This window comes from Deferribacterota bacterium, from assembly GCA_034189185.1.
GTDB lineage: Bacteria > Chrysiogenota > Deferribacteres > Deferribacterales > UBA228 > UBA228.
Genome location: JAXHVM010000010.1, coordinates 1 through 26,826, shown reverse-complemented (window position 1 = coordinate 26,826; position 26,826 = coordinate 1). Strand labels below are relative to the sequence as shown.

Sequence of the window (26,826 nt, the reverse complement as noted above, 5' to 3'; positions counted from 1 at the left end):
TTTACAGATATTAAAATAGCAATTTTAAAAGATACTGATAATTATAATAATGTTCAAACACTCATTGATTCAGCAAAAAAAGCTAGCAATTGTATTAAAATATTTGCTTTCAATAATACGTCTAATAAACTGCTTAAAAGTTTAAATAATTTACCTCAAGTTCTTATATTAAAAGAAGATAAAAAAAGTTATAAAGATACTATTAAATTCATTATAGATGAATTTAATAAATTAAATCTTCCCATCGACTACAATAGTGCGAGAGAAATATATGAACTGATAGGCACTAATGAAAATATATTAAAAAATGAAATAGAAAAATTATATCTATATTTCTACAATAAAAAAACTGTAGAAAAAAATGATATTTTTAGAGCACTCTACTTTTCTGGTGGTAACTTAGCCTTTAAATTTATAGATGCATTTATGCTGAAAGATAAGAAAAAGACAATCAAACTATTTGACGATTTAAAAGCTACTAAAACAAATATGGATATGATTTTTTATATGCTCATAAAAAGATTTAAAAAAATCCTTCTATATAAGGTATCGCCCGAATATATTAAAGATCACTCCTTTATTAAGAGAAAAATAGCAGATGCATCAAAGCTATGGGATATTCAAAGATTAAAATTATTACAAGATAAATTTTTAGAATATGATCACAAACTGAAACACTCAAATTCAAAAGCTGAACACTTTATATTCTTATTAATAAATACTATTTAGTAATTTTCTTTGACAAGGCTAGTATCAAAAGTATTATTTTTATATATACTATGTGTTACATACACACCTAATTATGAATATAAATAATAAACTAAACAACTGATGGATATCTAATATTATTAATCTCAATGTTATTTTTATGGCTTTAATAGATAAATAAATGTTTAATCAAAACTTTTTAAGCAGGATAATCTTATTAGAAGAGATCTTTATAACTTTTTCATCATCTAACTTTTTCAAAAGTCTTGCCAATGTTTCTGCTCTAATACCTAGCATTTCAGAGACTTCTTTCTTTGTTCTATTTAGATATATTGTATTGCTCTTTTGTATACTCTTTAAATATAATAAATATTTTATTAGCCTTCCTTTTGCGTCTTCTAACTGAAGGGAATCAATTTTATCCACCAAATATTTAATCCTTTTAACCAAAAAATAGATATATTTTTTAGATAATTCACTATTTGATAATATAAATTCTCTAAATTTATCCCTATCTATAGCTAATAGCAAACTATCCGTTAAAATATAGGCATTAACAGGGTAAACATCTTCCTCAAACAAGACAACCTCAGCAAAAATCTCTTTACTTTCAACAAATTTAATATGCGCCTCTTTGCCATCTTCGCCTACCCTATACAACCTAACTGCTCCATCTATCAAAAAATAGAAATATTGCGCTAGCTCACCTTCGAAAAATAGATTAGAGTTCTTTTTCTTTTTAAGAAGGGAAGTAATTTCATCAAGACTATCTACTAATTGATTATCTTTAGAATTTAAAAAAGAATATAAAAAATGTTTAATGTAATTTTTCTTTACAATATTTGACATAAATCAATGTATTATAAAATAAATATACTATATTATCAATAAAATGAATTAAAAGGAGGAAATTATGTTTTGTAATCAATGCCAAGAAACTTTAAACAATCAAGGGTGCACAACTAAGGGTGTGTGCGGCAAATCATCAGTAGTATCAGATCTTCAGGATTTATTAATATACTTATTAGAGGGTATATCACTGCTACTTAATGAAGAATCCTCTACAGAAATTTTAAAAAAATATGGTCCCTTTATGACAAATGCTTTATTTACAACAATAACAAATGCAAACTTTAGCGAGGAAAGTATTCTAAACTATATCGAGGAAGCCGTAAAAATCAAAAAAGAACTGCTAGAAAAATATAAACCAACAGTTGATAAAAACTTAGATGATATTGCTAGTTGGCTACCACAGTCAAAAAATGATATATATATAAAAGCAAGTGATATAAATAATTCATTTAGAGAGATTGACGATGTAGTTTCACTAAAGAACCTTATTCTTTATGGTATAAAAGGCCTTTCTGCCTATACAGATCATGCCCATGTACTTGGGTTTGAGGATATAAATATATATAAATTTATAATAAAGGGTCTAACAAGCGTTATAAAAGAAAACAATATAGACAAACTTCTAGAACTTGTCTTAGAGACCGGTGAAACAGCAGTTAAAGCTATGGAATTGTTAGATAGGGCAAATACAACTAGTTTTGGGCATCCTGAGATTACCAATGTCAATATAGGTGTAGGTAATAAACCTGGAATACTAATATCAGGGCATGATCTTCTTGATTTATATGAATTACTAGAACAAACTAAAGATGAGGATATCCATATATATACACATTGTGAAATGCTTCCTGCACACTACTACCCAAAATTAAAAGCCTATAAACATTTATATGGGAATTATGGTTCATCATGGTGGAAACAATCAAAGGAATTTGAGACATTTAATGGTGTAATACTTATGACAACAAACTGTATCACGCCAGTAAAAGATTCATATAAAAACAGAATATTTACTACAGGAGCTGCTGGCTATCCTGGTGTAAATCATATAAAAGACAGAGAAAAAGGAAAGCAAAAAGACTTCTCAGAAATTATCAATTTAGCAAAAAAATGTCCTCCCCCAACACCTATTGAAGATGGTTTTATTACAGGAGGTTTTGCACACAACCAAGTTCTTCAACTAAAAGATAAAATAATAGAAGCATTGGAAAAAGGTAAAATAAAAAAATTTGTTGTTATGGCTGGTTGTGATGGCAGACAGAAGAAAAGAGAATATTATACTGATATAGCTAAAAGTCTACCTAACGATACAGTTATCCTAACTGCAGGTTGTGCTAAATATAGATATAATAAACTTAAATTAGATGATATAGATGGCATCCCACGAGTGCTTGATGCAGGTCAGTGCAATGATTCTTATTCTTTAGCTTTAATAGCTCTAAAATTAAAAGAAATTTTCAACCTAACTGATATTAATGAATTACCTATTGCCTATGACATTGCATGGTATGAACAAAAAGCAGTCACCGTACTATTAGCCTTATTATATTTGGGAGTAAAGGATATTATACTTGGTCCTACCCTACCAGGATTTATAAATAGTAATATTACTAATATAATAGCCGAAAAATTTAATTTAAAACCAATAAATACAGTAGAAAAAGACCTACAATATATAACCCAATAAATAATAAATACTAAAATTACTAGGTGCTGTTTCATAATAACAATAGCAGCACCTAGTTTTGTTATTAAAATATATTAATTAAGTAAGCATATATAAGTTTAAAATTCTATTGAATCTATCTAATCTCAAATGATCTTAGATATTGCTTTGGATAATAATTTTCTGCTAGCTCTACATCATATTCTTTAATTTTATTTATTAAAAAATAGGGATACCTAAGTAGATTTCGTCCCATAGCAACTAAACTAGCATAACCGCTCCCCAATATTTGCTCAGTTTGCTCCAGTGTGGTTATTAAGCCAACTGCAATTGTTGGGATATCTACTTCCTCCTTTATAGCTTTAGCAAAATCTACTTGGTAGCCTGGATACACATTTAATTTTTGTTCCTCTACAACCCCACCAGAGGATACATCGACTATGTTTACACCAAATTCCTTTGCCATTTTTGCAAAAATAACAGTATCTTTGATGGTATAGCCACCCTCTGCATAGTCACTCGCTGAAAATCTAATTAAAAGAGGTGTTCTATCATCACAGTTTCTAATTTCACTTATAATCTCACCTATTAAACGAAATCTATTCTCATAGCTTTTATAACCGTATTCATCCTCTCTTTTATTTGTTAATGGGCTTAAAAATTCATTTAATAGATACCCATGTGCTGCATGTATTTCCATAATTTTATAGCCACACTTTTTAGCTCTTATAAAAGCACTTTTAAAATTCTTCACTAAATTTTTTATATCTTCTTTGGTTAACTCAATTGGAATTTTGTAGTCTTTTGAATATCTTATAGGAGATGGAGCATAAATATTAGATCTAACCTCTGCTTTCCTGCCAGCATGTGCTAGTTGAATACCTGCAACAGCTCCTCCTTCTTCAATACACCTTACTAATTTTGTATGACCAGCTATATGTTTATCATTCCATATCCCTAAGTCATTCTCAGTAATTCTGCCTTCAGGCAACACTGCATTTGCTTCAACTAAAATAGTTCCTACGCCACCATAAGCCCTCGTTGCGTAATGAGTTATATGAAAATCTTCAATAAAGCCTTCCTCAGAAGCAGAATACATACACATAGGTGACATAACTAATCTATTTTTTAATGTTAAATTATTAACATTAAATGATTTTAAGATATTTAGCATATATAACCCCTTATCTTTTTAAATTCTTTATTAAATAGTTTATAAATAATTCTGCCGGTCATCCCCCATATAACATAGGGACTATATTTATAAAAATACATACCTATAGGCCTTTCCCTTCTAATCCATTTCTCGCTCCAAAAATACTTATTATTTTGGAAAATATATATAGGGACACACAATAATTTTTCTACCTCATCCTCTGAAACATTAAAATGGTCTTTATTTATACCCTCTTGGACAATCCCAATAAAGGGGGTTACAATCTTACCTTTAAAAGAGATTTCATCTTTTAACCTACAGCAGATTTTTATATATTGCCTCTCTAGCCCAATCTCTTCAAAGGTTTCTCTAAAGGCAGTGTCTAGTATATCTCTATCCCCTTCTTCATAGGAACCACCAGGGAAGGATATCTCACCAGAATGATCAAGTAAATTATTTGATCTCTTTGTTAAAACTAAAAGAGGTATCTCTTTTTTAATAAATATAACAAGAACTGCTGCTCTATTAGATGTTTCAGCAGTATTTTCTCTATTAGCCATAGATAAAGGTATTATTTCTTTAAATCATCTATCTCTTTTTTTAAGGAATTAACCTCTTCCTGAAGTTTATTGGTCTTTTCCTCTAATATCAAAAAATCATCTCTAGTCACAACCTTTAATTTTTTAGCAATTGAAGAAGCAAGTTCATCTGATAATTCTTCGAATTTATCACTGGCTTTATCATAAGATTTTAAAAAACCAGAAAAGGTTGATTCCTCAGATTCTTCATACTTTTTTCCATATTCAATAAGTTTATTATAAAAATCCTTTGCTTTCTCTTCAGTCATAGAAGCAATGCCTAAACCCAATAATATAAAATTTCTAGCTATATTGTTCATTTCTTCCTCCAATTAATTTATAAAACTCCTCTATCATATCATTTAATCTATTTATATTCTTACCCCCTGCTTGAGCCAATTCTTTCTTACCACCTCCACCACCATCTATAATTGACGATAGATTTTTCACGATATCCCTCGCATCAAATCTATCTAATAGATTGTTTGTTAAACCACATAATATAAATATCTTATTTTTCTGAGTATCTATACTATAAAAAAGAACGATGCACTTTTTGAGCTTTGCCTTTACAATATCCACCATATTTCTCATAGAGGCCACATCAATATTTTTTAATTCACTAATTAATAAATAAAAATCCTCTACTTTTTCAGCTTTTTTTATTATATCTCTCTCTAAGAGAAGGGTATTTAGTTTTTCATTTAATCGGTTATTTTCATTTACTAGTTCCTTATTAGTTCTAATTAATTCCTCAACTTTACTGGCAATTTCACTACTATTACAACCTAAAATAGAACTTGCTTGGTTAAGTGATAGCATGCTCGCTGTTATATGTTTAACAGCATTAATACCACATACAGCCTCAATTCTTCTAATACCAGCTGCAACTGAACCTTCAGATAAAATCTTAAAAAACCCAATTTCTCCGGTTTGGAAAACGTGACATCCTCCACACAGCTCTTTTGAATAATCATTAATTTCTACAACTCTCACAATTTCACCATACTTTTCATCAAATAAACCAATAGCACCACTTGCTATAGCTTCCTTAAAAGGTAAATAATCTATATTAACAGTGATATTTTCTTGTATCTTCTTGTTTACCAAATACTCCAACTCTTTCAATTCATCTTGTTTTAATGCCCTATTAAAATTAAAATCAAATCTCAAGTATTTATCACAAACTAGCGAACCACATTGCCTAATCTGCGTTCCAAACAATGTTCTTAACGAGCTATGCAATAAATGTGTCGAGGTATGGTGTTTTTCAATCTCCTTTCTTTTTTCTTTATCTATTTTAGCGTTAACACCAACCCCTTCTCTCAAAGATCCATATTCAACTATAATCTCATGCAATATTAAATTATCTTCTAATTTCTCAACACTTAAAACATTTGCTTTGCCAGATTTAACTTCAATACAACCTGCATCACTTATTTGGCCACCAGCAGAAGCATAAAAGGGTGTTTCCTCTAAGATGGCTAAGCCTTTTTCACCTTCTTTCAATTCAACAACTTCTTTATCATCTTTTATCAAAGCGCTTAATCTTGTTGTAATTTCATAATTATTATAACCCACAAATTTAGAGATATACCTATCTTTTTTGAGTTTTAATTTATTATCTATATAAACAGACTTGCTCTGGGCACTCTTAGCTTTATTTCTTTGTGATTCCATTAATCTATTAAATTCATCATGATTATAATCATAGCCGCTTTCACTTGCCATATCTTCAAATAGATCCACAGGGAACCCGTAAGTATCATAAAGTTTAAAAATTTCTTTACCAGGTATAAATCTTGTCTTTTTATAGCTTTCAAAGAGTGAATTAACCAATTTTAAACCACTCTCTAATATTTGGCTAAACTTTAATTCCTCATCTTTTACTATATTAATTATAAAATCCTTTTTATCTAATAGATCTGAGTAGTGCACCTTCATTAAATCAATAACGAAATGACATATATCACAGAAAAAAGGTATTGAAAGATTGAGAAATTTACCATATCTAAGTGCTCTTCTAATTATACGCCTTAAGACATAACCTCTAAATTCATTAGATGGTAAAACACCATCCCCTATTAAAAAAGTAGCAGCTCTTGCATGATCGGCGATAACCCTTAATGCAACACCACTTTTCTCGTCTTCTTTATAATCAACACCCGCTTGTTTAGCTATTTTATTTATAATTGGAAGAAATAAATCGGTATCATAATTACTTTTAACCTTTTGAATAACTGCTGTAACCCTTTCCAATCCTAAACCAGTATCAATACATGGATTAGGTAGTGCTCTTAAAGAGCCATCTTCATCTCTATTATATTGCATGAAGACTAAGTTCCACAATTCTAAATGCCTATCACACTCGCAATAAATATCACAATCAGGCCTCTTACAGCCTACATCAGGCCCTTGATCAATAATAATTTCTGAACAAGGTCCACAAGGACCAGTATCCCCCATAGACCAAAAATTTTCTTTTTCTCCCATCTTATATATCTTATCTTCTTCAACCCCAATATTATCTTTCCATATTTTATAGGCTTCTTCATCATCATAATAAACTGTTATATATAATTTATTTTTATCTAATTTTAAATGATTTGTAATAAAATCCCATGCATAATTAATTGCCTCTTTTTTAAAATAGTCACCAAAAGAAAAATTTCCCAACATCTCAAAAAAAGTATGATGTCTCGCTGTTTTACCTACATTTTCTAAATCATTGTGTTTTCCACCTGCTCTAACCACTTTTTGGCAGGAGCACGCCCTAGTATAATCTCTCTTTTCATAACCCAAAAAGACACCTTTAAACTGATTCATACCAGCATTTGTAAACAAAATTGTAGGGTCATCTTTTGGAATAAGTGATGATGAGGCTACTTCAGTATGCCCCCTCTCTGTAAAATAGTCTAAAAATAATCTCCTTATTTCATAGCTTTTCATTTGCAATCTCTTGACTTCAATCTACTTAAATAATCATCCCATTCAATAGGTAGTAAATACTTTTTTTTATTATTACACTCTTTACAAGCAACAGCAATGTTACCTTTTTTAGTTTTACCACCTCTAATTAATGGTATTATGTGATCCATAGTTAATTCAGACTGTGGAAATTTCTTACCACAGTAATAACAAACACCTGTCCCAAGTTTATTTTTCCACCAATTTGTTTTTCTTAATCTTCTTGCCTTTCGTTTTTCCTCTTGAATTTCTTTATCTGTCGAAGTAATATTAAAAGAATACATATGTTACCTTACAAGGATTATAAACTTATACTATATATTTTCAACAATTAATTGCAACACAAAAGGAGGAGATATGAAAACAGAATTTACTGGCCTAGAAAACCACGGATTTACTAATCTATCTAATATTAGTTGGAACCTCACAACTGCTGCCCTCTACGAACAAATAATTAGAAGAAGGGAAGGACTCTTAGCACATTTAGGTCCAATAACAGTCAAGACAGGTCATCACACTGGTAGAAGCCCTGAGGATAAATTCATTGTTAAAGAAGAAACAACGGCAGATAAAATAAATTGGTCTTCAAGTAACAAACCTATTAGTGAAGAAAATTTTGATGCACTATTTGCAAGACTACAAGCATATCTTCAAACAAAAGAGGTTTTTGTTCAAGAATGCTATGCATGTGCAGATGCAAAGAATAGAGTAAAACTTAGAGTAGTTACAGAATACGCATGGCATAGTCTATTTGCAAGAAATATGTTTATTAGAGAACTAAACCATGCAGTACTTGAGAATTTCAAGCCTGACTACCTTGTAGTTGATCTGCCACGTTTTCATGCAATACCTGAAATAGATGGTACACGGAGTGAAACCTTTATAATAATTAATTTTAAAAAGAAAATTATATTAATTGGCGGAACTAGCTATGCAGGAGAGCTAAAAAAATCTGTTTTTAGTGTTCTCAATTATTTATTGCCCCTAAATAATGTATTATCTATGCACTGCTCTGCTAATGCTAGTGAAAAAGGTGATGTTGCCCTCTTCTTTGGTCTTTCAGGAACAGGTAAGACAACCCTTTCAACAGATCCTAACAGATATCTAATAGGTGATGATGAACATGGATGGAGTAATGAGGGAATTTTCAATATTGAAGGTGGTTGTTATGCAAAGGTTATAAACCTATCGCCAACTGCAGAACCAGACATTTATGAAACCACAAGGAAATTTGGCACAATCTTGGAGAATGTATCAATTGATGTCAGAACAAGGAGGATTGACCTAAATGATAGCTCTTTTACTGAGAACACAAGGGCTTCATATCCTATAACCCACTTACCCAAAATTGTCAAAAATGGAATTGCAGGTCACCCATCAAACATAATCTTTCTAACCTATGACGCCTTTGGTGTTCTGCCCCCTGTATCAAAACTAGACATAAATCAAGCAATGTATCATTTTATATCAGGATATACTGCAAAGGTAGCTGGTACTGAAAAAGGGGTAAAAGAGCCAAAAGCTACATTCTCTACCTGTTTTGGAGCCCCCTTTATGGTTCACTATCCCTCATTATATGCTAAACTCTTAGGTGAAAAAATCAAAAAATATAACGTCAAGTGTTGGCTTGTAAATACAGGGCTAACAGGCGGTCCGTATGGTATTGGAAAAAGATTTGAAATAAAATATACCAGAGCCATAATAAATGCAATTTTGGAAAATAAGCTTGATAATGTAGAATATACAACTGATAAAATATTTGGCTATAAAATACCAAAGACTGTACCAAATATACCAAAAGAGATTTTAATACCTTCTTCAAGTTGGTCAAATAAGAGTGAATATGATAAAACTTTAATGAAATTGGCACAGGAATTCAAAAACAACTTTAGCAAATATACAAATGATGTAGATAAAGATATAATTAATGGAGGACCTATAATTTAGCTATTATTATAAGATATAAAATAAATGTATTATAAAATTTATTTTCTTTTGTTAACACTTTTTTTGATTTTTATATTAATTATAAATTCTATTACTGCAATTACATCAAAAAATATAAGTGCAATCTTTTATCCCTTTAATATACAATCACGAACATTAGCCGCTATAGATTTACTAAAATTTATAACAACTGACTCAGGTATTACATCATTATTTAGAGAAAAAGACAATTTATCTAAACATATTAATATGTATTGTGAAAAATATAATTTAGATTGTAAAAAGGTTTATAAGCTTATTGAAGATAAAACAAATTTTAATCCTTATATTATCACAAAAGAAGGTAATGTTGGACTTTTATTGTTTCCAGTAGAATTACTTAAAAAAAATGGTTGTAACAATCCTTTTAATGTTGATGAATATTTAGATAGTGTATTTAATATTCTTTTAGAAAAAAACAATAATAAAAGAAAGATCCACTTAAATGACAGCTATATAACGCGAAATTATTTAAATTTATCAATAAAAAAATATTTATATAAGAAGGAATATTTAGAATAATAAATATTATTAAAAAACAAATTTACCATTTTTATATAAAAGCTCATCATCAAAAAAGACCTCTGAGCTTTTCATGCTCTTTATTAAATCCCAATGTATACCAGACCTATTTTTACCACCCGCTTCTGGATAGGATGAGCCCAATGCAAGATGCATAGTTTCCCCAATCTTTTCATCAAAGAGTATATTTTTAGTATTCCTTTTAATTGAGTCATTTAAGCCAAAAGCCAACTCACCAACTATACTAGCGCCCTTATCGGTTTTTATTATCTCTCTTAGAAACTTTTCGCCTTTTACTGCCTCAGCATTAATAATAACCCCATTCTCAAAGGTTAATGTAACACCACAAACCTCATTTCCCATATATGATGAGATATAATCAAAATGTATAAAACCATTAGCTGAATCCTCTACTGGACTTGTAAATATTTCACCATCTGGTAAATTATTAGTACCATTACAATTTATCCATTTCCTACCTTCAACGGAGATCACTAAATCGGTTTTATCACCTATAATATGTATATTTTTTTTATCTTGAATATTATTAATTATATTCTCTTGATATTTATCAACAGATTTCCATTCACTTACAGGATCATCACAATCTAACTTACATGCCTTATAAACAAACTCTCTAAACTCATCATAGGACAATTCAGCATCTTGAGCCATTGAGAATGTTGGATAAGGGGATAGATTCCATCTTAATTCACCTTTAATTTCTCTATCTAACATGATATCCTTTAAAATTTTTGTAGATTTGCTTCTTCTAGCCAACTTATAAGGATCAACACCACTTAATTGTTTAGAATTTACTTGAGAATCTATTGAGACTATTGCATTTGCCTGTTTCATAGAAACCTTAGCTGTCTCATGTATAAAATCTAATTGCTTATCACAAGCATTTTTGAAATATAGATAGGATTGCTCATCTAAGCTCATATCAATATCTGGATATGCCCCAATTTCTAGTGACTTTAAATAGAGCTCTTTAATAAGAGGTATAGAACAAGCTGAACCTCTCAATACTATAACTTCATCTTCCTTCAATTTAATGCTATAATTACATATTAAATCAGCTAATTTTTTCTCTAAATCATAACACATATTATACTACCCTAAATTCTCTAAATTATAAAAAGCTTTCTTCCCTAAATATTTCCCTTCGCCCAATAACTCTTCCTCAATTCTTAATAGTTGATTATATTTCGCTATCCTGTCAGTCCTACTTGCAGAGCCTGTTTTAATCTGCCCTGTATTAAAGGCAACACTCAAGTCAGCAATTGTTGTATCCTCTGTCTCTCCAGACCTATGAGATATAACCGCTGTATACGACGCCCTCTTAGCCATTTCAATAGCAGCTATAGTTTCTGTTAGCGTACCAATCTGATTGACTTTTATAAGGATTGAGTTTGCTACTTTTTCATTGATACCCCTTTCTAAACGTTTAGTATTTGTTACAAATAGATCGTCTCCAACTAATTGTATTTTATCACCTAATTTATCTGTTAGTTTTTTCCATCCTTTCCAATCTTCCTCATCTAATCCATCTTCTAAAGATATAATTGGATATTTTGAAACTAAATACGTATAATAATCAATCAACTCTTCAGCAGTTTTCTCTTTTTTATCTTCAGCTGCTAAATAGTATTTACCATCCTTAAATAGTTCACTAGCTGCAGCATCAATTGCTAGATATATATCTACACCTGGTTTATATCCTGCACTCTCTATAGCTCTTAAAATAACTTCAATAGCTTCTTCATTAGATTTAAGGTTTGGAGCAAAACCACCTTCATCACCTACTGCTGTAGTATAACCTCTATCCTTTAATATCTTCTTTAAAGCGTGAAATGTCTCTGAACCCATCCTAAGGGCTTCTTTAAATGACTCAGCCCCTAAAGGTAAAATCATAAACTCCTGCAAATCAACATTGTTATCGGCATGTTTTCCACCATTTAATATATTCATAAAAGGCACTGGTAATACATGGGCAAAAACTCCACCAATATATCTATAAAGTGGCAAACCTGTTGCATTAGAAGCTGCCTTAGCACATGCTAAGGACGCACCCAATATTGCATTTGCCCCTAATTTACTTTTATTATCAGTTCCATCTAATTTTATAAGTAGTTCATCAATAAGCTTTTGCTCTAACACATCAATTCCTTCTAATTCTGGTGCTATCACATCATTAACATTTTGTACTGCTTTTAACACACCCTTTCCACCATATCTTTTTTTATCACCATCTCTTAACTCAACAGCTTCAAACTCACCAGTAGAAGCTCCAGACGGAACTGAAGCTAAGCCATAATATCCACCAGAAGTATAAACCTCAACCTCAACTGTCGGATTTCCTCTAGAATCTAATATCTCCCTTGCAAAAATATCAACCAATTCAGTCATAAGTCACCTCGTTCATTATTCATTGATCAACTTATTTAAAATATTTTCAAATAAATTTCTATATCTCTCTAAAGAATTTTTATCTTTTGCTTCAAATCTCATAACAATTACAGGTTGGGTATTACTAGCTCTTAATAAACCCCAGCCATTATCAAAAATCACCCTTATCCCATCTATATCAATTATATCTCTTATTTTATATTTCTCATCACTTTTGTATTCTTTAAAGATATTTTTGGCTTCTTCAACTATATTAAATTTTTTCTCTTCAGGACAATCAATCCTAATCTCAGGCGTATTATATACCTGTGGTAAATCTTTAAATAAATCATCACACTTCTCAATTTCTTTAGAAGTTAAAGCATTAACATAAACTTCAAGAAACCTAACAGATGAATATATTGCATCATCATAACCAAAATATCTATCAGCAAAGAATATATGACCACTCATTTCTCCAGCCAGCTCAGCTTGGATTTCTTTCAATTTATCTTTAATAAGAGAGTGGCCAGTTTTCCACATAATACCCTTTATGCCCATTTTTTCCAACTCATCAAAAAGCACTTGTGATGCTTTAACATCAGCAATTACAGTAGGTTTATCATAGTGCTTAAGTAATTCTTTTGCGTAAACCAATAATAACATATCTCCCCATATAATATTACCACTATTTGAAACTACACCTATCCTATCTGCATCTCCATCGTAAGCAACACCAAAATCAGCTTTTACTTCCAATACCTTATTAATTAAATCTTTTAAATTTTCTCTAACAGTAGGATCTGGGTGATGGTTTGGAAAATGTCCGTCTTCTTCACAATATAGCTCAACAGTATTAACCTTAAGTTCTTTAAATATCTTTGGTGCAATAGAGGACGCAACTCCATTACCAGCATCTATTACTACCTTTACATCACGTTCCAAGGAAGAAACCTTACGCTTTATATCTCTAAAATGATTAACCACCCATTCTATATATTTGGATACTATATCATAGCTAGATATCTGGCCTCTTTTTTCAGCAACCTTATAATTTTCTTCAATAATCTTATTATAAACATTAATTATCTCATCCCCATATATAGTAGTTTTACCAATTCCTAGTTTTAGACCATTATATTCTGGCGGATTGTGGCTTCCTGTAATCATAATAAAACCATCAACATTTAAAACAAAAGAACTAAAATATGTTACAGGAGTTGGACAAATACCGAGATCTACAATATTACAACCTGCATCAAGCAAACCTTCCTTGATGCCTTCAAATAATTCAGTTGAAGAAAGCCTAACATCTCTTCCTACTGATATCGTAAGATTATCATTATTAATTCGTTCACTAATTATATATGCAAACCTATTTGCTATCTCTTTTGCAACATCTTTTGAAAGTGTAGTTGGCACCACACCTCTTATATCATATTGTCTAAAAATTTCTTTTTGCACCATAAATCACCTTCACTAACTCTATTTTATAAGTTATAATATATTACTGATGATAAATATAGCATATTGTTTAAATAATAACAACATTATTAATAACTTAAAGAAATTTGCTAAAGAAGAAAATATAAATTGTTATAATCTAATTGCAGATAATAATATCAATAAAAATATATCTATTATTTTTATTGATCACATAGATAATAACGTAATAAATAAATTTAAAAATGCATTAATATGTTCAATAAATTTAGATTTGGAGCATAAATTTTTTTACTATAAACTAAATGAAAATTTCAACATTTTTCAATTTAGAGCTATTATTGATGTTTGTTTATTTAGAGGATTAATTAGCTATTATATAAGCGATACAATCCCAAAATATGCATATCTAAAATATGAAATTCCAAATAATATATTTAAGGTTGATGAAATAGTTTATTCAATTACAAAAGATCTTATATATTTCTACAATTTGAAGGAACTTCAAAAAATAAGGGTTGGCCTTTGTGAAATGATAACCAATGCTATAGAACATGGTAACCTTGAAATAGACAATAAAGAAAAACATAAATACACAAAAAATGGTTGTTACAATGAATTTTTGAAGGAAAAATTAAAAACAAAAGAAGCAAAAGAGAGAAAGATAATTGTAGAATTAAAAATAGATAAAAATAAGCTTGTCATTATCATCGAAGACGAAGGAAAAGGCTTTGACACAAATTTAGCAAACGAACTACATAAAGAAAATGACCAATTAAAATTATATGGGCGGGGTATTTTAATTACAAAGAATTATTTTGATAGAGTAACCTATAACAAAATAGGCAATAAAGTAAGACTGCTAAAATATTTATAAAAACTACTCTAATAGTAAAAAATAATAGAACCCTTTAAAGATTAAAGTATAATTTCAAATATTTATTAAACTTTTATATTTATTATATATCGTCTTTCCTAGTTCCTTAACTTCTTTCATACAATTTATTATATATTTTCTCTGGAAAAATCAAACTGAAGCGATTTACTTAAGAAATAAACAATTTATTATTTATTTAAATCTAATTTCACCATTACTAACAACAACTTTTATATTTTTTCTCTTTGCAAATTTGCCTTCCACTAATTTATCGCTAAGTGGATCTTCAATATATTGCTGAAGTAGCCTTTTCAGTGGCCTTGCACCATACTGATAATTGTAATCTTTTTGCAGTATTAAATCCTTAGCTTCCTCTGTAACAATTATTTTTTTACCAATCTTTTCTATTCTCTTGTTTATTTCGTTAATCTGTATGTCAATAATCTTCTTCAGATCTTCTTTTTTCAATGGTTCAAATATAACTATACTATCTACCCTATTTATAAATTCTGGTTGGAAATTTTGTTTCAACTCACTAATGGCATTATTTTTAAGAAGTTTATAATCTATCTTTCCGTCAGTATTATCACCTGCTGCGTCAAAACCAACCTTCTTTGACTGCATTGATTTCTTTGTTCCTAAATTAGAAGTCATAATTATTATAGTATTTTTAAAATTAACTTTATGACCTAAACTATCAGTAATAAAACCATCATCTAATATCTGCAACAATATATTTAAAACCTCTGGATGGGCTTTTTCAATTTCATCAAACAAAACTACAGAATAAGGTTTTCTCCTTACAGCCTCTGTTAGTTTGCCACCTTCTTCATAGCCTATATATCCTGGAGGAGCACCAATAAGCCTTGAAACGCTAAAACGCTCCATAAACTCTGACATGTCTATCCTAACTAACGCATTTTCCGAACAAAATATTTGTTCCGCTACCCTTTTTGCAAGTTCAGTTTTCCCAACACCTGTAGGGCCTAAAAATATAAAAGAGCCAATCGGCCTATTTGGATTATTCAATCCAGCAAAGCTTCTTCTGATTGCTTTTGAAACTTGACTAATTGCCTCCTTTTGAGAAATAACTTTCTTCGACAACTCCTTCTCTAAGCGAGCTACCCTTTGTCTATCTTCTAAGCGCAATTTCTGAACAGGTATATTTGTCATTATTGATACAACATTTGATATATTCTCTTTTGTTAATTTAGGCCAATTCTCATTCTTTTTAATCTTCCATTCACTTAGCCTAACATGAAGAAGCTCACTACACCTCTCAATCTCCTTTGTATATTCTTCAATTTTCTCAAAATTACTTGTATTATATAAAATATCTCTCTCCTCTTTAAGTTCAGAGATCTTATTTTTTAATTCTAGTATATCAGATGGCGTACTATCATTATCTAGCTTAACTTTAGAACTTGTCTCATCTAAAACATCTAAGCTCTTATCTGGTTGAAATTTATCAGTTAAATACCTATCTGTAAGGTAGACTATTTCTTCTAAAACATCATCGGGTACAATAACCCTATGAAAATCTTCATAATACTTTCTAACTCCCTTTAATATCTCAACAGTTTCTTCACTAGACGGCGAATCAACAGTGATAACTTGAAAACGGCGTTCAAGAGCGCCATCTTTTTCAAAATGTTTTCTATATTCCGAAAGTGTTGTTGCGCCTATACATTGAAAAGATCCCCTTGCTAATGCAGGTTTTAACATATTAGATGCATCAATTGAGCCTTCTGCGGCACCTGCACCTACAATAGCATGAATCTCATCAATAAATATTATAATATTTCCAACGCTTTCAATCTCCTTTAGAATATTTTTTACTCTCTCCTCAAATTGTCCCCTATATTTTGTACCTGCAACTAATGTGCCTAAATCTAGGGATATTAATCTCTTCCCCTTCAATGATTCTGGTATTGAGTCAGATACTAACTTATTTGCCAAACCTTCAACAATTGCCGTTTTTCCAACACCTGGCTCACCTATTAATATGCTATTATTCTTAATCCTTCTACATAAAATCTGAATTAATCTATCAATTTCTCTTTTTCTACCAATTACAGGATCTAACTTCCTATTTTTAGCTAACTCAGTTAAATCCTTTCCAAACTCATCCAATGTAGGCGTTGCCACCGGTGTTACTTTTGTTGTATTCATAAAATACACCCTTATCTCCTCTCTTAAACTTACTACATCAAACCCTAATTTTTTTAATATAGCCGCCGCTTTTCCTCTTTTTTCTTTTAATAATCCTAACAATATATGTTCTGGGTTTATATATTTATGATCTAAGTTATGAGCTTCTTCAATTGCATATTCTAATGATTTTTTAGCTAAAGGGCTAAAAGGTATACTCCCCTTTATCATTAAATTATGCCCTCTATCGCTCATATTTTTTATATCTCTTATAAGCATATTTATGTTTATGCCATGTTTGTTAAATATTTCAAAATATATCCCTGATCTCTCACGCAATAGGCCTAACAATAAATGTTCTGTATCTATATGAGCCTGTAGAAGTTTTTCAGCTTCTTCTCTCGAATATAAAATTACTCGTCTTGCACTATCTGTAAATAACTCATACATTTTCTATAGCCCAAATGTTATATTCATTTTATAATAATAATAAAATATATATACAGAAAGTCAAGTGATGGTAATAACATAATATGGATATTATTAAAATTCCTGTAGAAAACCTCGAAGAAGGTATGATTATAAGAGGAATAGATAAAAAATGGTTAAAGTTACCTTTTTTTAATAAACCTCTAAATAACATACCAAAACATATAGAGATACTTAAAAAATATGGCATACAATATGTCTTTGTAGATAATAATAAAAAGATGGGCATAAATAGTAAAATACTTAACAAAAATATAGAAAAAATAGATCCACAAATAAAAGCAACAATTGATAAAAAAGAAATACTACAACTAAAAAGGATAAAAGAATTACATGTTGAACACAAGGAGATCCTCAAAAAAATTTTCCTTGATGTTAGGGCTGGAAAATCCCTGGATTCACCACCCCTTAAAAAAGTAGTAAAAACTTATATAGATTACTATTTTAGAAAACCTGAACTCTTAATGAATATTATCCGCTTAAAGGATTTTAATAGATACATTTATATTCATTCATTAAATGTATGTATACTAAGCATTATTGTGGGCTCACGAATAGGCTTTGACGTTGAAAATCTTAACTGTCTCGGCCTAGGAGGATTACTACACGATATTGGTAAGATGAAAATACCTGAGAGTATACTAAATAAAAAAGGCAAATTGACAGAAAAAGAAGAGGAATTATTAAAAAAACACCCAATATATAGCTATGAAATACTGAAAGATTCCCTTGATATATCTTTGGATACAAAAAAATGTGTATTGCAACATCATGAATGTATTGATGGAACAGGCTACCCCCTTAGATTAACAGATAAAAACATAACGAAACTTGCAAAAATTGTTTCTATTGTGAATTTTTATGACTATCTAACTTCTACAACATCTAACAAAGAAGCACTAATACCTCCACAAGCAATTAAAAAAATAATAGATGTGGCAGGTACAAAACTTGATAAATTATATGTTCATTTTTTTATTGATACTTTGGGTATCTATCCTGTTGGCACACTTGTTTTGCTTGATAGTGGAGAATTGGCTGTTGTATTTCAAATTAACAGAAGGGATATAACAAGGCCCTTGGTTCTTATAATAACTGATACCAATAAAAATATGATCCCTCCCTACCCCTTTAAATTAGACAGCTATAACTTAGTAACAAAAAAACCATATAAATCAATAAAAAAAGCTCTTGAAAATTCTGATTATAATTTAGATACTAATAAATTAATTGATAATTTTATAGCTACGTGTTTATAATGAAAATACTTATAACACAAAAGTTGCCAATAAATCCAAAAAAACATCTAAATGACTTTAATCTAATATATAATGAAAATAGTTTTCCCATAAAAGAGAGTGATTTATTAAACTACATTGAAGATGTTAGTGGAATTGTATCCACAATTGGAACAAAACTTAATAGAGAGTTATTAGAAAAATCAAGTAATTTAAAGATAATTGCAAACTATGGTGTTGGCTATGACAATATAGATATCGATTTCGCTAAAGAAAAAAACATAATTGTCACAAATACACCCTATGTTTTAACTGAATCTACAGCAGAGCTTGCAATTACGCTTATGTTAAATATTGCCAGAAAAGTTTTAGAAGCAAATAAATATTTAATTGATGGGGAGTTTAAAGGTTGGCAGCCAACACTATTTTTAGGTGATGATTTATATAAAAAAACAGTGGGCATCTTCGGCTTTGGCAGAATAGGACAAAGAGTTGCACAAATATTAAATGTATTTAGTTGTAATACTATATATAACTCAAGAACCAGAAAAATTCATGAAGAACAACTATTAAATGCTACATTTGTCTCATTTGAAGATATGTTAATAAATTCTGATTTTATTATTATTACAGCACCAAAATCTAAAGACACTTTTCATAGATTTACTATTAATGAATTCCAAAAAATGAAAAAAACCTCCTATATAATAAATGTAGGTAGGGGTGATATAATAAAAGAAGATGATCTTATATATGCTCTTAAAAATAGATTTATTAGTGGGGCAGCTTTAGATGTCTATGAAAAAGAACCTCACATCCCTGATGAGCTTAAGAATTTAAAAAATACTGTCCTGCTACCCCACATTGGAAGTGCTACCTTTGAAACAAGAAAAAATATGGCCTTGCTCTGCTTTGATAGCATAAAAAAAGTATTATTAGATAGAAAGAAACCTTGGAATGCAGTTTTCTAATAAATTAAAAAGGATCTGCTATTAATAATTTTATTAACCTTTTTAAATATTCATATTTTATTACAAGATGGTTAACTAATAATCAACAATATATTAATTTCATAAAAGACAGACTTTACACAAAAAGGGATAAATATGCTATATATAAAGATATATATTTCAACAATCTATATAATTTAGATGAATCATCTCTCCTAAAGCATCTAAGAATCTATAAGATGATTGAATATTCAATAATTGCTCATGAAATATTAGTTGAGAAAAAAAGCATAATCTACACCTCTAAACACCTCTCATTCTTGGCCGATGTAATGCTTAATATAGCATATATTTATGGATATAAGAAATTATGTAGAGATATAGGCATACCCTTAAAGACAAATGGTAAAAAAATAGGCTATTCCATAATCTCATTAGGTAAATTAGGCGGAGAAGAATTAAATTTTAATTCTGATATTGATATAATCTTTGTATACGACACAGATGATGGCTATATAGCTAAAAAAACAAATCGAAGAAGCCTGCCTATATCTCAGTTTTTCTTAAAACTGAGTGAAAAAGTATATCATTATATTGGGAGTAATACTGATGAAGGTTTTGTATTTAGAATAGATACAAGGCTTAGGCCAAATGGTCAAAAGGGTCCTTTAGCAATGTCTATCGATAGTTATGGGTTATACTACGAGGTATATGGTCAAACATGGGAAAGGTTAATGTTGTTAAAAGCTAGACCATCAGCAGGAAACCTCAAAACAGGTATTAAATTTATCGAAACTATAAAACCTTTTATATTACGGAAATCTTTGGATTATACTATTATAGATGAATTAGCAACTATCAAATCAAAGATTGATCATCGCTCAAAATTAAAAGGCACACAGATAGTTGATGTAAAATTAGGAATTGGAGGTATTAGAGAAGTAGAGTTTATAACTCAAGCTTTACAAATTTTAAATTATCCAAAATATAAAAACATTTATAATGCTAATACTATTAAAACATTAAATAAACTAAAAATATATAAAATTTTAAATCCTGAAGATTGTGACGTCTTAATTAAAGGATACCTTTTTCTTAGAAGATGTGAAGATATGATTCAATTAGAAGAAGGCTTACAAAAACACTCTCTACCAATAAATGACAAAGATAAGCTTATAAAATTTTCCAAATATTTGGGATTTGACTCAAACGAAACTTTTATGAATGAATACAATAATCATACAAAAAATATAAATAAAATATTTGAAAATATATTTACAAATAGAGGTGAAGGCAATTTTTATATTGATGAGGAATTTACTATAAATGACTATGCTGAGATATTAAAAAAATATGGAATTAACCAAACAGAAGAATGTGCAAAAATATTAATGTCAATAATATATGGAACCAATAAGAGGCCTAGAAATAGCAGAGAAAAAAAACTTATAGAAGAATTAATGGCCTTTATTTTAGAACAATTAAAGAATAATATTGATCCAAAAAGTGCTTTAAATTATTTTGAACAGTTATTTAGAAATCCCTATCAGATATATATAATTTATGATATTTTTAAAAGTAAACCAGAAATAATAAATGAAATAATCTACATCTTTTCAACAAATGACTTTATTTCCAAACTGATAATTAATACATATTCTATAGATTACATATATGCACCTAAAGATCCACATTATAAAAAAAATGAAATCCTTAACCTATTGATAGAAATATTAAAAAATGTCAGTGATGAAGAATATGAGTTTGAGATATTAAGAAAAAAACATAAGGAATTACTATTCAATGTTGCTTACAGCTATATAACAAAAAAAATAGATATATACACATTTATGAAATCTTTAACAGAATTAGCTGAAGGCTTTTTGCTTTACGCCCTAGATAAAGCCTATAATATTTACAAAATAAATATTGGTGAGCCCTATTTAGATAATAATAAAATCTGTGGATATTTAATTATAGGAATGGGAAAACTAGGTAGTTACGAAATGAGCGTTGGCTCTGATTTAGATATTGTTTTTATCTATGAGGGATTTGGTTTTACTAAAGGGACAAAGAGAATTTCTAACCAAGAATTTTTTGCTAAAGTTATACAAAAAGCAATATCATATCTATCAACTGTAACAATTGGAGGTTATTTATATAAAATAGATATGAGATTAAGGCCAAGTGGCTCAAGCGGAATGTTAGTGACAACAATAGAATCCTTTGAGAAATATTACATAAACAACGCTATGGTATGGGAAAAACAATCCTTACTTAAGGGTAGGCCACTGAATGTGAATATATCATTAAATAAAAAATTCTTTGATATAAAAAATAAAGTACTTTTTAAAAAGTCTTTAACAGTAAATGAAATAACCGATATATACAATATGCGTTTTAGAATAGAAAAGGAAAGAACAAGGGATCTAAATGTATATGATATTAAATCTGGCTACGGTGGCATAATAGATATTGAATTTATAGTACAATTTTTCCAGCTTTATTACGGGTATAAATATAGCTCATTAAAAACAACAAAAATTTACAGAGCTATTGATAATATATTCAAGCTAGGTTTAATAAATAACAGAAATTATAATTTACTTAAAAAAAACTACACCTTTTATAAAAAAATTGAAAATCTTTGTAAATGCTATAACAACATAAATTCTACAATCTTACCAAAGGATAAAAAGATATTACAGAAAATTTCACTTCTTATGGATTATAAAACAGAGGGTGATGCAAAATTAATAGCAGACTACAAAAATATTAGAAGCTCAACAAGAGGTTGTTTCAAAAGGGTTTTCAATAATTTTATCAAAACATCAAATAAGATCTAAAGGGTAGGTTTTTACTAATAATAGATTAAGCTGATAATCTCTCTATAAAAAATAATTGTTTATAACATCAACTTTAATATATACTGCTTATCTACTCACTACTTTTACCAGCCCTACTCGCCTCTTCAACCTCTATAAGCTCTCCTGTCTTAAGATCAAATATAAAACCAAATACTGATACGTTATCAGGTACTAGGGGGTGTCCCTTAATCCTTAACACATCATCTATTACACTTTTTTTCCTGTCATCTATAGTAAGCCAATTCATAAATCTCCCATAAACTGCCCGCTTGGCATTAAGATTTTCTGCCAGCAACTCATCCATCTTTTTTTGGGTAAATGATTCCATTCCACAGTCAGAATGATGTATAACAAACCACTGATCTGTCCCAAGGAGCCTATTTGAGATCACAAGCGATCTTATTGCATCATCGCTCGCACGCCCCCCAGCATTCCTTATTATATGCGCATCCCCCAATTCCAAACCTGCAAACCTCATAGGGTCAAGCCTGGCATCCATACATGTGAGAATTGCTATTTTCTTAGCTGGTTGGGTAGCAAGACCAGCTTTGTCAAATACTACAGCATATTTTTTGTTCTCTGAAACTATATGATCATACGCTTTACCCAAAGCCACCTCCTTAAATTTCTTTATATTTAAAACTAAATTTATACAGTCTTTAAATAAATATCAGAAAAATAATAAGAATTACGAACCCTGATATCCAAGTCTTTTAGATATCTCCTTGGCATACCTCTTTAAAACTGGTAAAACCTCCTTCTGAATTACTTCCTCAGTCATTCTATAAGAAGGAGAACTTAATGACAGACCAGCAGCTGCTATCCCCAGATAATCTTTTATTGGTACGGCTACACAACCTACGCCTTCCTCAAACTCTTCATTATCTATAGCGTAATCATTCTTTGCCACAATATCTAGATGTCTTTTCAACTCCGGCAATGATGTTATTGTATTTTTTGTATATTTCTTTAATCGTGCCCCCATATACATCTTATTAATCTCTTCATCAGATGCATAGGCAAGTTGAATCTTACCAATAGCCGTACAATATGCTGGAACATCTTTACCAACCCTAGGGACAACCTGAACTGCCTTCATTGATTCAACAACATCAAGATATATTGCATGTCCTTCCCTCAGTATGCCTATATACAATGTCTCATCTAATTTCTCAGCAGCTTCATGCATAAAAGGTTTGGCTATATTTAATAATCCAAGATTTTTCGCAAACTTTTGACCTAAGGAAAATATATTTATCCCCAATTTATAATTTTCAGTCTCTGGATTCTGTTCAATATAACCCCTTGAATGTAAAGTCGCTAATAGTCTAAATACATTATTCTTGTGTAAACTTAAACGCTTACTTAACTCGGTAACACCTAATTCCCTTGAATAGCTAGCAGACTCCCTAAATGTTTCAATAAGTTGTAATACATGATAAATTGATTGCACCGGTTTAAATTTATCTTTACTTTGCATATTTCACCTCTCATATTTTAATATTATAATAGTTTAAATAACTAAATTTATCAAATTCTTCTGAATGAATTTTTTTCCATCTTATAAAGCCTCTATCTATCTTTATATCCTTTAATTCTTTATCTATATCACTATCTGATCTAACTAATATGTAAAAGTTTTCATTAATCAGTGTAATATCAATTAACACCCTTCCTAAATTTGACATATAGAGAAATAGCTTGCATTTAAATACCTTATTCTTTTTCTTTTTTATCATTATAAAAGCATCTTCTATATTATTTTCAGGACTACTAAAATATATACTAAAAGTTTTATAATACAATAGTTGATATAACTCTTTTGTAGAAACACCACTATTCTTTATAATATTATTTATAAAACTATTATCACTATCGCTACCATTAATTAATTTTGAAATTTTATTAAATAATTCATTTTTTTTATTATCTATTAATGTTTTTATCTCCTCAGCATTAAAAGATTTAAGTAGCTGCCTTTCAATATTAATGCTGGTGCTTTCATTAAGACTATATTTTTTAACACTATTTAAGCTATAATTATTCAGTTTAACTAAATGTAATCTAGGGTAATTTTTTAAGACTTTTGCCCTTATGATATCACCTACTTTAACATCGCCATCAATCCTTGCCTTAACTTTACTGCCAGCTGTTTCGATAAGATATTCAGAATCCCCTAAGGACTCAATTATTTTTAATAATAAAGCATCTTTTGTATTAGTTGTATAATTTTGTAAAAATGTAGTTAATTTACTAATTAAACTTGCGTTCACAATTTTTCCTTATTAAATTTTAACATTAGCTCAACTTCAGATTTTGATATTCCTAACTCCCTTGCAATATCATTGGGATTTCTATTTTCTTTATAGAAATTTATTACCTTTTTCTTTACATTATTTTCATCATAAGAACTACTAACTGCATTTTCAAATCTTATAAGTTTTAACTCTAAAAGGGAAACTAAATCTGCTATCATATCTTCTTTTTTTCTGATATCTAACTCCAAACTTTCAGCAACTCTTTCAGCCTCAATTAGTAAATCTTTTAGATATTCTACAATTACTTGGATATCATTATAACTAACATCTATTATTCTCTTTTCGATCAATCTAAACTTTAAAATATAATAAACTAAGGCTACCAAAGATAGAATCTGTATAATAAATAATATAAATATTATAACATTTGTACTCATAACAGTTTAAATGTTCGAGCAAGTAAGCGTTCTTTTTCTATTGCATATTTTATGAGAAACTCTCTGCTATCTCTATCAATATATATATATTTAATACCGTATTTATAACCCATTTTTGTTTCCTTTACACTTACAACTTCTCCTAGGGCTGAAAATATTTGGTAATATTGATAGTCTTCGAGCCCAAATTTTATATATAATATAGAGCTTTCATCAGCAATTTTATCAAAGCAAAAGATGCAAACTCCACCACCACTTATATCTAAAGATTTTGCAGTGATCAGGTCTAGTTTATTCTTTTTCTCGTCTATACTAAATAAAATCTTATCTAATTTCGTATTAATTTCTATTAAAAATTGGGATATAATAGATCTTATTTCATCTGCTGACTTTATAAAATCTCTTACTTTATAAACAATAGAGTTTTTATACTCTCCCATCTCCTCATCAATAATAGTCTTATATTTATTAATCTCATCTTTACTTATCTTTTTTAAATAAATTGGGCCTTTATAATCAACTCTGAATTCCTTCCTTTTAATATCTTCTGTCACCATTTCAATCACATTAAAATGCATTAAATTACCTTCAACTTTAACAATTTTCACGTTCTTTTTAACAAGCATGCCTTCATCATAATATTGTATTTGAAATTTTATAGCACCATCAATTAGTTCATTGATATCACCATTATACTTAACAACCATAGGATTATAACTTTCAATAATAACAAACACCCTTCTAATATCATCATCATAGTCTACCTTTAATTTGCCAGAACTCATCTATCCCTCATAATCTATTGTACTGCCTACATTGCTTTTTTTATTTCTCTTTTTATTCCCTCGAGGAGAAACTCTTCTTTTTTTTAGCTGCTGGGTCCTTCTTGTTTGCCTATCTCTTTCTACAATTGACATAATTACCCTATCAACCTCTGGAACATCCTGAACCCTCATCATATTTAGTTCTTTAAATTCATTACTTACATAAATATTTCTGTTTAAACTATTTTTGTCGACAACATCAAAATATTTTTCAGCAAAATAAATCTTGCTAATGTTATTTTGAATATCAATTGGATTTACCCCATAACTACCCCCTTTTTATATATAGTGAGCCATTATTAAAATTTTTTAAAGAAAATTTATCAGTTAATTTTGAAATAGTTTCTGCATGCCCTAAAAACAAAGAACCTCCAATATTAAGAACATTATACATTATATCTAACACCCTCTTTTTCATATCAACATCAAAGTATATCAAAACATTTCTACAAAATATAAAATCTAT

At 29.4% G+C, this 26,826-nt stretch carries 25 protein-coding genes; 8 read left to right on the top strand and 17 right to left on the bottom strand.

Annotated features, from left to right (window positions below; translation table 11 throughout):
* The coding region (locus tag SVN78_01505) for a hypothetical protein (protein ID MDY6820284.1) at window positions 1–729 on the top strand (729 nt) is incomplete at its 5' end.
* Between the two features lie 168 nt (window positions 730–897).
* On the opposite strand, the gene SVN78_01500 is transcribed toward SVN78_01505, so the two are convergent.
* A complete protein-coding gene (locus tag SVN78_01500) occupies window positions 898–1,557 on the bottom strand; it encodes a Crp/Fnr family transcriptional regulator (GenBank protein MDY6820283.1) in 660 nt (219 codons plus the stop codon).
* A gap of 64 nt (window positions 1,558–1,621) precedes the next feature.
* Between SVN78_01500 and hcp the strand changes: the two genes are divergently transcribed.
* Entirely contained in the window at window positions 1,622–3,247 is a 1,626-nt protein-coding gene (hcp, locus tag SVN78_01495) for a hydroxylamine reductase (GenBank protein MDY6820282.1), read from the top strand.
* A 115-nt stretch (window positions 3,248–3,362) separates the two neighbouring features.
* Here hcp and namA read toward each other — a convergent pair whose 3' ends face one another.
* Genes namA through SVN78_01470 form a run of 5 tightly spaced genes read right to left on the bottom strand, consistent with a single transcriptional unit; the run spans window position 3,363 to window position 8,211 of the window.
* The gene (gene namA / locus SVN78_01490) at window positions 3,363–4,400 is read right to left on the bottom strand and encodes an NADPH dehydrogenase NamA (protein ID MDY6820281.1); all 1,038 of its coding nucleotides are present in this window, start codon (window positions 4,398–4,400) and stop codon (window positions 3,363–3,365) included.
* Entirely contained in the window at window positions 4,394–4,942 is a 549-nt protein-coding gene (locus SVN78_01485) for a CoA pyrophosphatase (GenBank protein ID MDY6820280.1), read from the bottom strand. The genes namA and SVN78_01485 overlap by 7 nt, the downstream gene beginning before the upstream one ends.
* An 11-nt stretch (window positions 4,943–4,953) precedes the next feature.
* On the bottom strand, window positions 4,954–5,280 hold the full coding sequence (locus SVN78_01480) for a hypothetical protein (protein MDY6820279.1): 327 nt from the start codon (window positions 5,278–5,280) through the stop codon (window positions 4,954–4,956).
* Complete coding sequence (gene alaS / locus SVN78_01475; protein MDY6820278.1) at window positions 5,264–7,909, bottom strand: alanine--tRNA ligase; 2,646 nt, start codon at window positions 7,907–7,909, stop codon at window positions 5,264–5,266. The genes SVN78_01480 and alaS overlap by 17 nt, the downstream gene beginning before the upstream one ends.
* Entirely contained in the window at window positions 7,906–8,211 is a 306-nt protein-coding gene (locus SVN78_01470) for an HNH endonuclease (protein ID MDY6820277.1), read from the bottom strand. The genes alaS and SVN78_01470 overlap by 4 nt, the downstream gene beginning before the upstream one ends.
* Before the next feature lie 73 nt (window positions 8,212–8,284).
* Here SVN78_01470 and pckA point away from each other — a divergent pair, with 73 nt between their 5' ends.
* A complete protein-coding gene (gene pckA / locus SVN78_01465) occupies window positions 8,285–9,874 on the top strand; it encodes a phosphoenolpyruvate carboxykinase (ATP) (GenBank protein ID MDY6820276.1) in 1,590 nt (529 codons plus the stop codon).
* Between the two features lie 63 nt (window positions 9,875–9,937).
* On the top strand, window positions 9,938–10,435 hold the full coding sequence (locus SVN78_01460; protein ID MDY6820275.1) for a hypothetical protein: 498 nt from the start codon (window positions 9,938–9,940) through the stop codon (window positions 10,433–10,435).
* A gap of 9 nt (window positions 10,436–10,444) precedes the next feature.
* On the opposite strand, the gene SVN78_01455 is transcribed toward SVN78_01460, so the two are convergent.
* The 3 genes from SVN78_01455 to SVN78_01445 are packed head-to-tail and all read right to left on the bottom strand — an operon-like array spanning window position 10,445 to window position 14,293.
* Entirely contained in the window at window positions 10,445–11,545 is a 1,101-nt protein-coding gene (locus SVN78_01455) for an aminopeptidase (GenBank protein MDY6820274.1), read from the bottom strand.
* Between the two features lie 6 nt (window positions 11,546–11,551).
* Window positions 11,552–12,847 carry a phosphopyruvate hydratase gene (gene eno, locus SVN78_01450; protein ID MDY6820273.1) on the bottom strand — a complete coding sequence of 432 codons (1,296 nt, stop codon included), beginning with the start codon at window positions 12,845–12,847 and terminating at the stop codon, window positions 11,552–11,554.
* Between the two features lie 15 nt (window positions 12,848–12,862).
* Window positions 12,863–14,293, bottom strand: a complete 1,431-nt coding sequence (locus SVN78_01445; protein MDY6820272.1) for a phosphomannomutase/phosphoglucomutase — start codon at window positions 14,291–14,293, stop codon at window positions 12,863–12,865.
* Window positions 14,294–14,339: 46 nt separating this feature from the next.
* Between SVN78_01445 and SVN78_01440 the strand changes: the two genes are divergently transcribed.
* Window positions 14,340–15,146 carry an ATP-binding protein gene (locus SVN78_01440; protein ID MDY6820271.1) on the top strand — a complete coding sequence of 269 codons (807 nt, stop codon included), beginning with the start codon at window positions 14,340–14,342 and terminating at the stop codon, window positions 15,144–15,146.
* A gap of 192 nt (window positions 15,147–15,338) precedes the next feature.
* Here the strand turns inward: SVN78_01440 and SVN78_01435 are convergent, their stop codons facing one another.
* On the bottom strand, window positions 15,339–17,747 hold the full coding sequence (locus tag SVN78_01435; protein ID MDY6820270.1) for an ATP-dependent Clp protease ATP-binding subunit: 2,409 nt from the start codon (window positions 17,745–17,747) through the stop codon (window positions 15,339–15,341).
* An 83-nt stretch (window positions 17,748–17,830) separates the two neighbouring features.
* Between SVN78_01435 and SVN78_01430 the strand changes: the two genes are divergently transcribed.
* From SVN78_01430 to glnE, 3 genes are read left to right on the top strand one after another with little or no spacing between them, the layout of a single operon-like run.
* Window positions 17,831–19,045, top strand: coding sequence for an HD-GYP domain-containing protein (locus SVN78_01430; GenBank protein ID MDY6820269.1), 1,215 nt, complete (start codon window positions 17,831–17,833; stop codon window positions 19,043–19,045).
* Window positions 19,045–19,995 carry a D-glycerate dehydrogenase gene (locus SVN78_01425; protein ID MDY6820268.1) on the top strand — a complete coding sequence of 317 codons (951 nt, stop codon included), beginning with the start codon at window positions 19,045–19,047 and terminating at the stop codon, window positions 19,993–19,995. Before SVN78_01430 ends, SVN78_01425 begins: the two co-directional genes overlap by 1 nt.
* 20 nt (window positions 19,996–20,015) lie before the next feature.
* Window positions 20,016–22,820 carry a bifunctional [glutamate--ammonia ligase]-adenylyl-L-tyrosine phosphorylase/[glutamate--ammonia-ligase] adenylyltransferase gene (gene glnE, locus SVN78_01420; GenBank protein MDY6820267.1) on the top strand — a complete coding sequence of 935 codons (2,805 nt, stop codon included), beginning with the start codon at window positions 20,016–20,018 and terminating at the stop codon, window positions 22,818–22,820.
* Between the two features lie 91 nt (window positions 22,821–22,911).
* On the opposite strand, the gene SVN78_01415 is transcribed toward glnE, so the two are convergent.
* The 7 genes from SVN78_01415 to SVN78_01385 form a co-directional block, all read right to left on the bottom strand.
* Window positions 22,912–23,451, bottom strand: a complete 540-nt coding sequence (locus SVN78_01415; GenBank protein ID MDY6820266.1) for a carbonic anhydrase — start codon at window positions 23,449–23,451, stop codon at window positions 22,912–22,914.
* 78 nt (window positions 23,452–23,529) lie between these two features.
* Entirely contained in the window at window positions 23,530–24,321 is a 792-nt protein-coding gene (locus SVN78_01410; protein ID MDY6820265.1) for an IclR family transcriptional regulator, read from the bottom strand.
* Between the two features lie 10 nt (window positions 24,322–24,331).
* Window positions 24,332–25,114 (bottom strand): hypothetical protein, encoded by a 783-nt coding sequence (locus SVN78_01405; protein ID MDY6820264.1) that lies wholly within the window; start codon window positions 25,112–25,114, stop codon window positions 24,332–24,334.
* The gene (locus tag SVN78_01400; GenBank protein MDY6820263.1) at window positions 25,111–25,536 is read right to left on the bottom strand and encodes a hypothetical protein; all 426 of its coding nucleotides are present in this window, start codon (window positions 25,534–25,536) and stop codon (window positions 25,111–25,113) included. The genes SVN78_01405 and SVN78_01400 overlap by 4 nt, the downstream gene beginning before the upstream one ends.
* A complete protein-coding gene (locus tag SVN78_01395; protein MDY6820262.1) occupies window positions 25,533–26,321 on the bottom strand; it encodes a PilZ domain-containing protein in 789 nt (262 codons plus the stop codon). Before SVN78_01395 ends, SVN78_01400 begins: the two co-directional genes overlap by 4 nt.
* Window positions 26,322–26,495 carry a hypothetical protein gene (locus tag SVN78_01390; GenBank protein ID MDY6820261.1) on the bottom strand — a complete coding sequence of 58 codons (174 nt, stop codon included), beginning with the start codon at window positions 26,493–26,495 and terminating at the stop codon, window positions 26,322–26,324.
* A gap of 133 nt (window positions 26,496–26,628) precedes the next feature.
* Window positions 26,629–26,826: CheR family methyltransferase (locus SVN78_01385; protein ID MDY6820260.1), on the bottom strand; the 198-nt coding region annotated here is incomplete at its 5' end.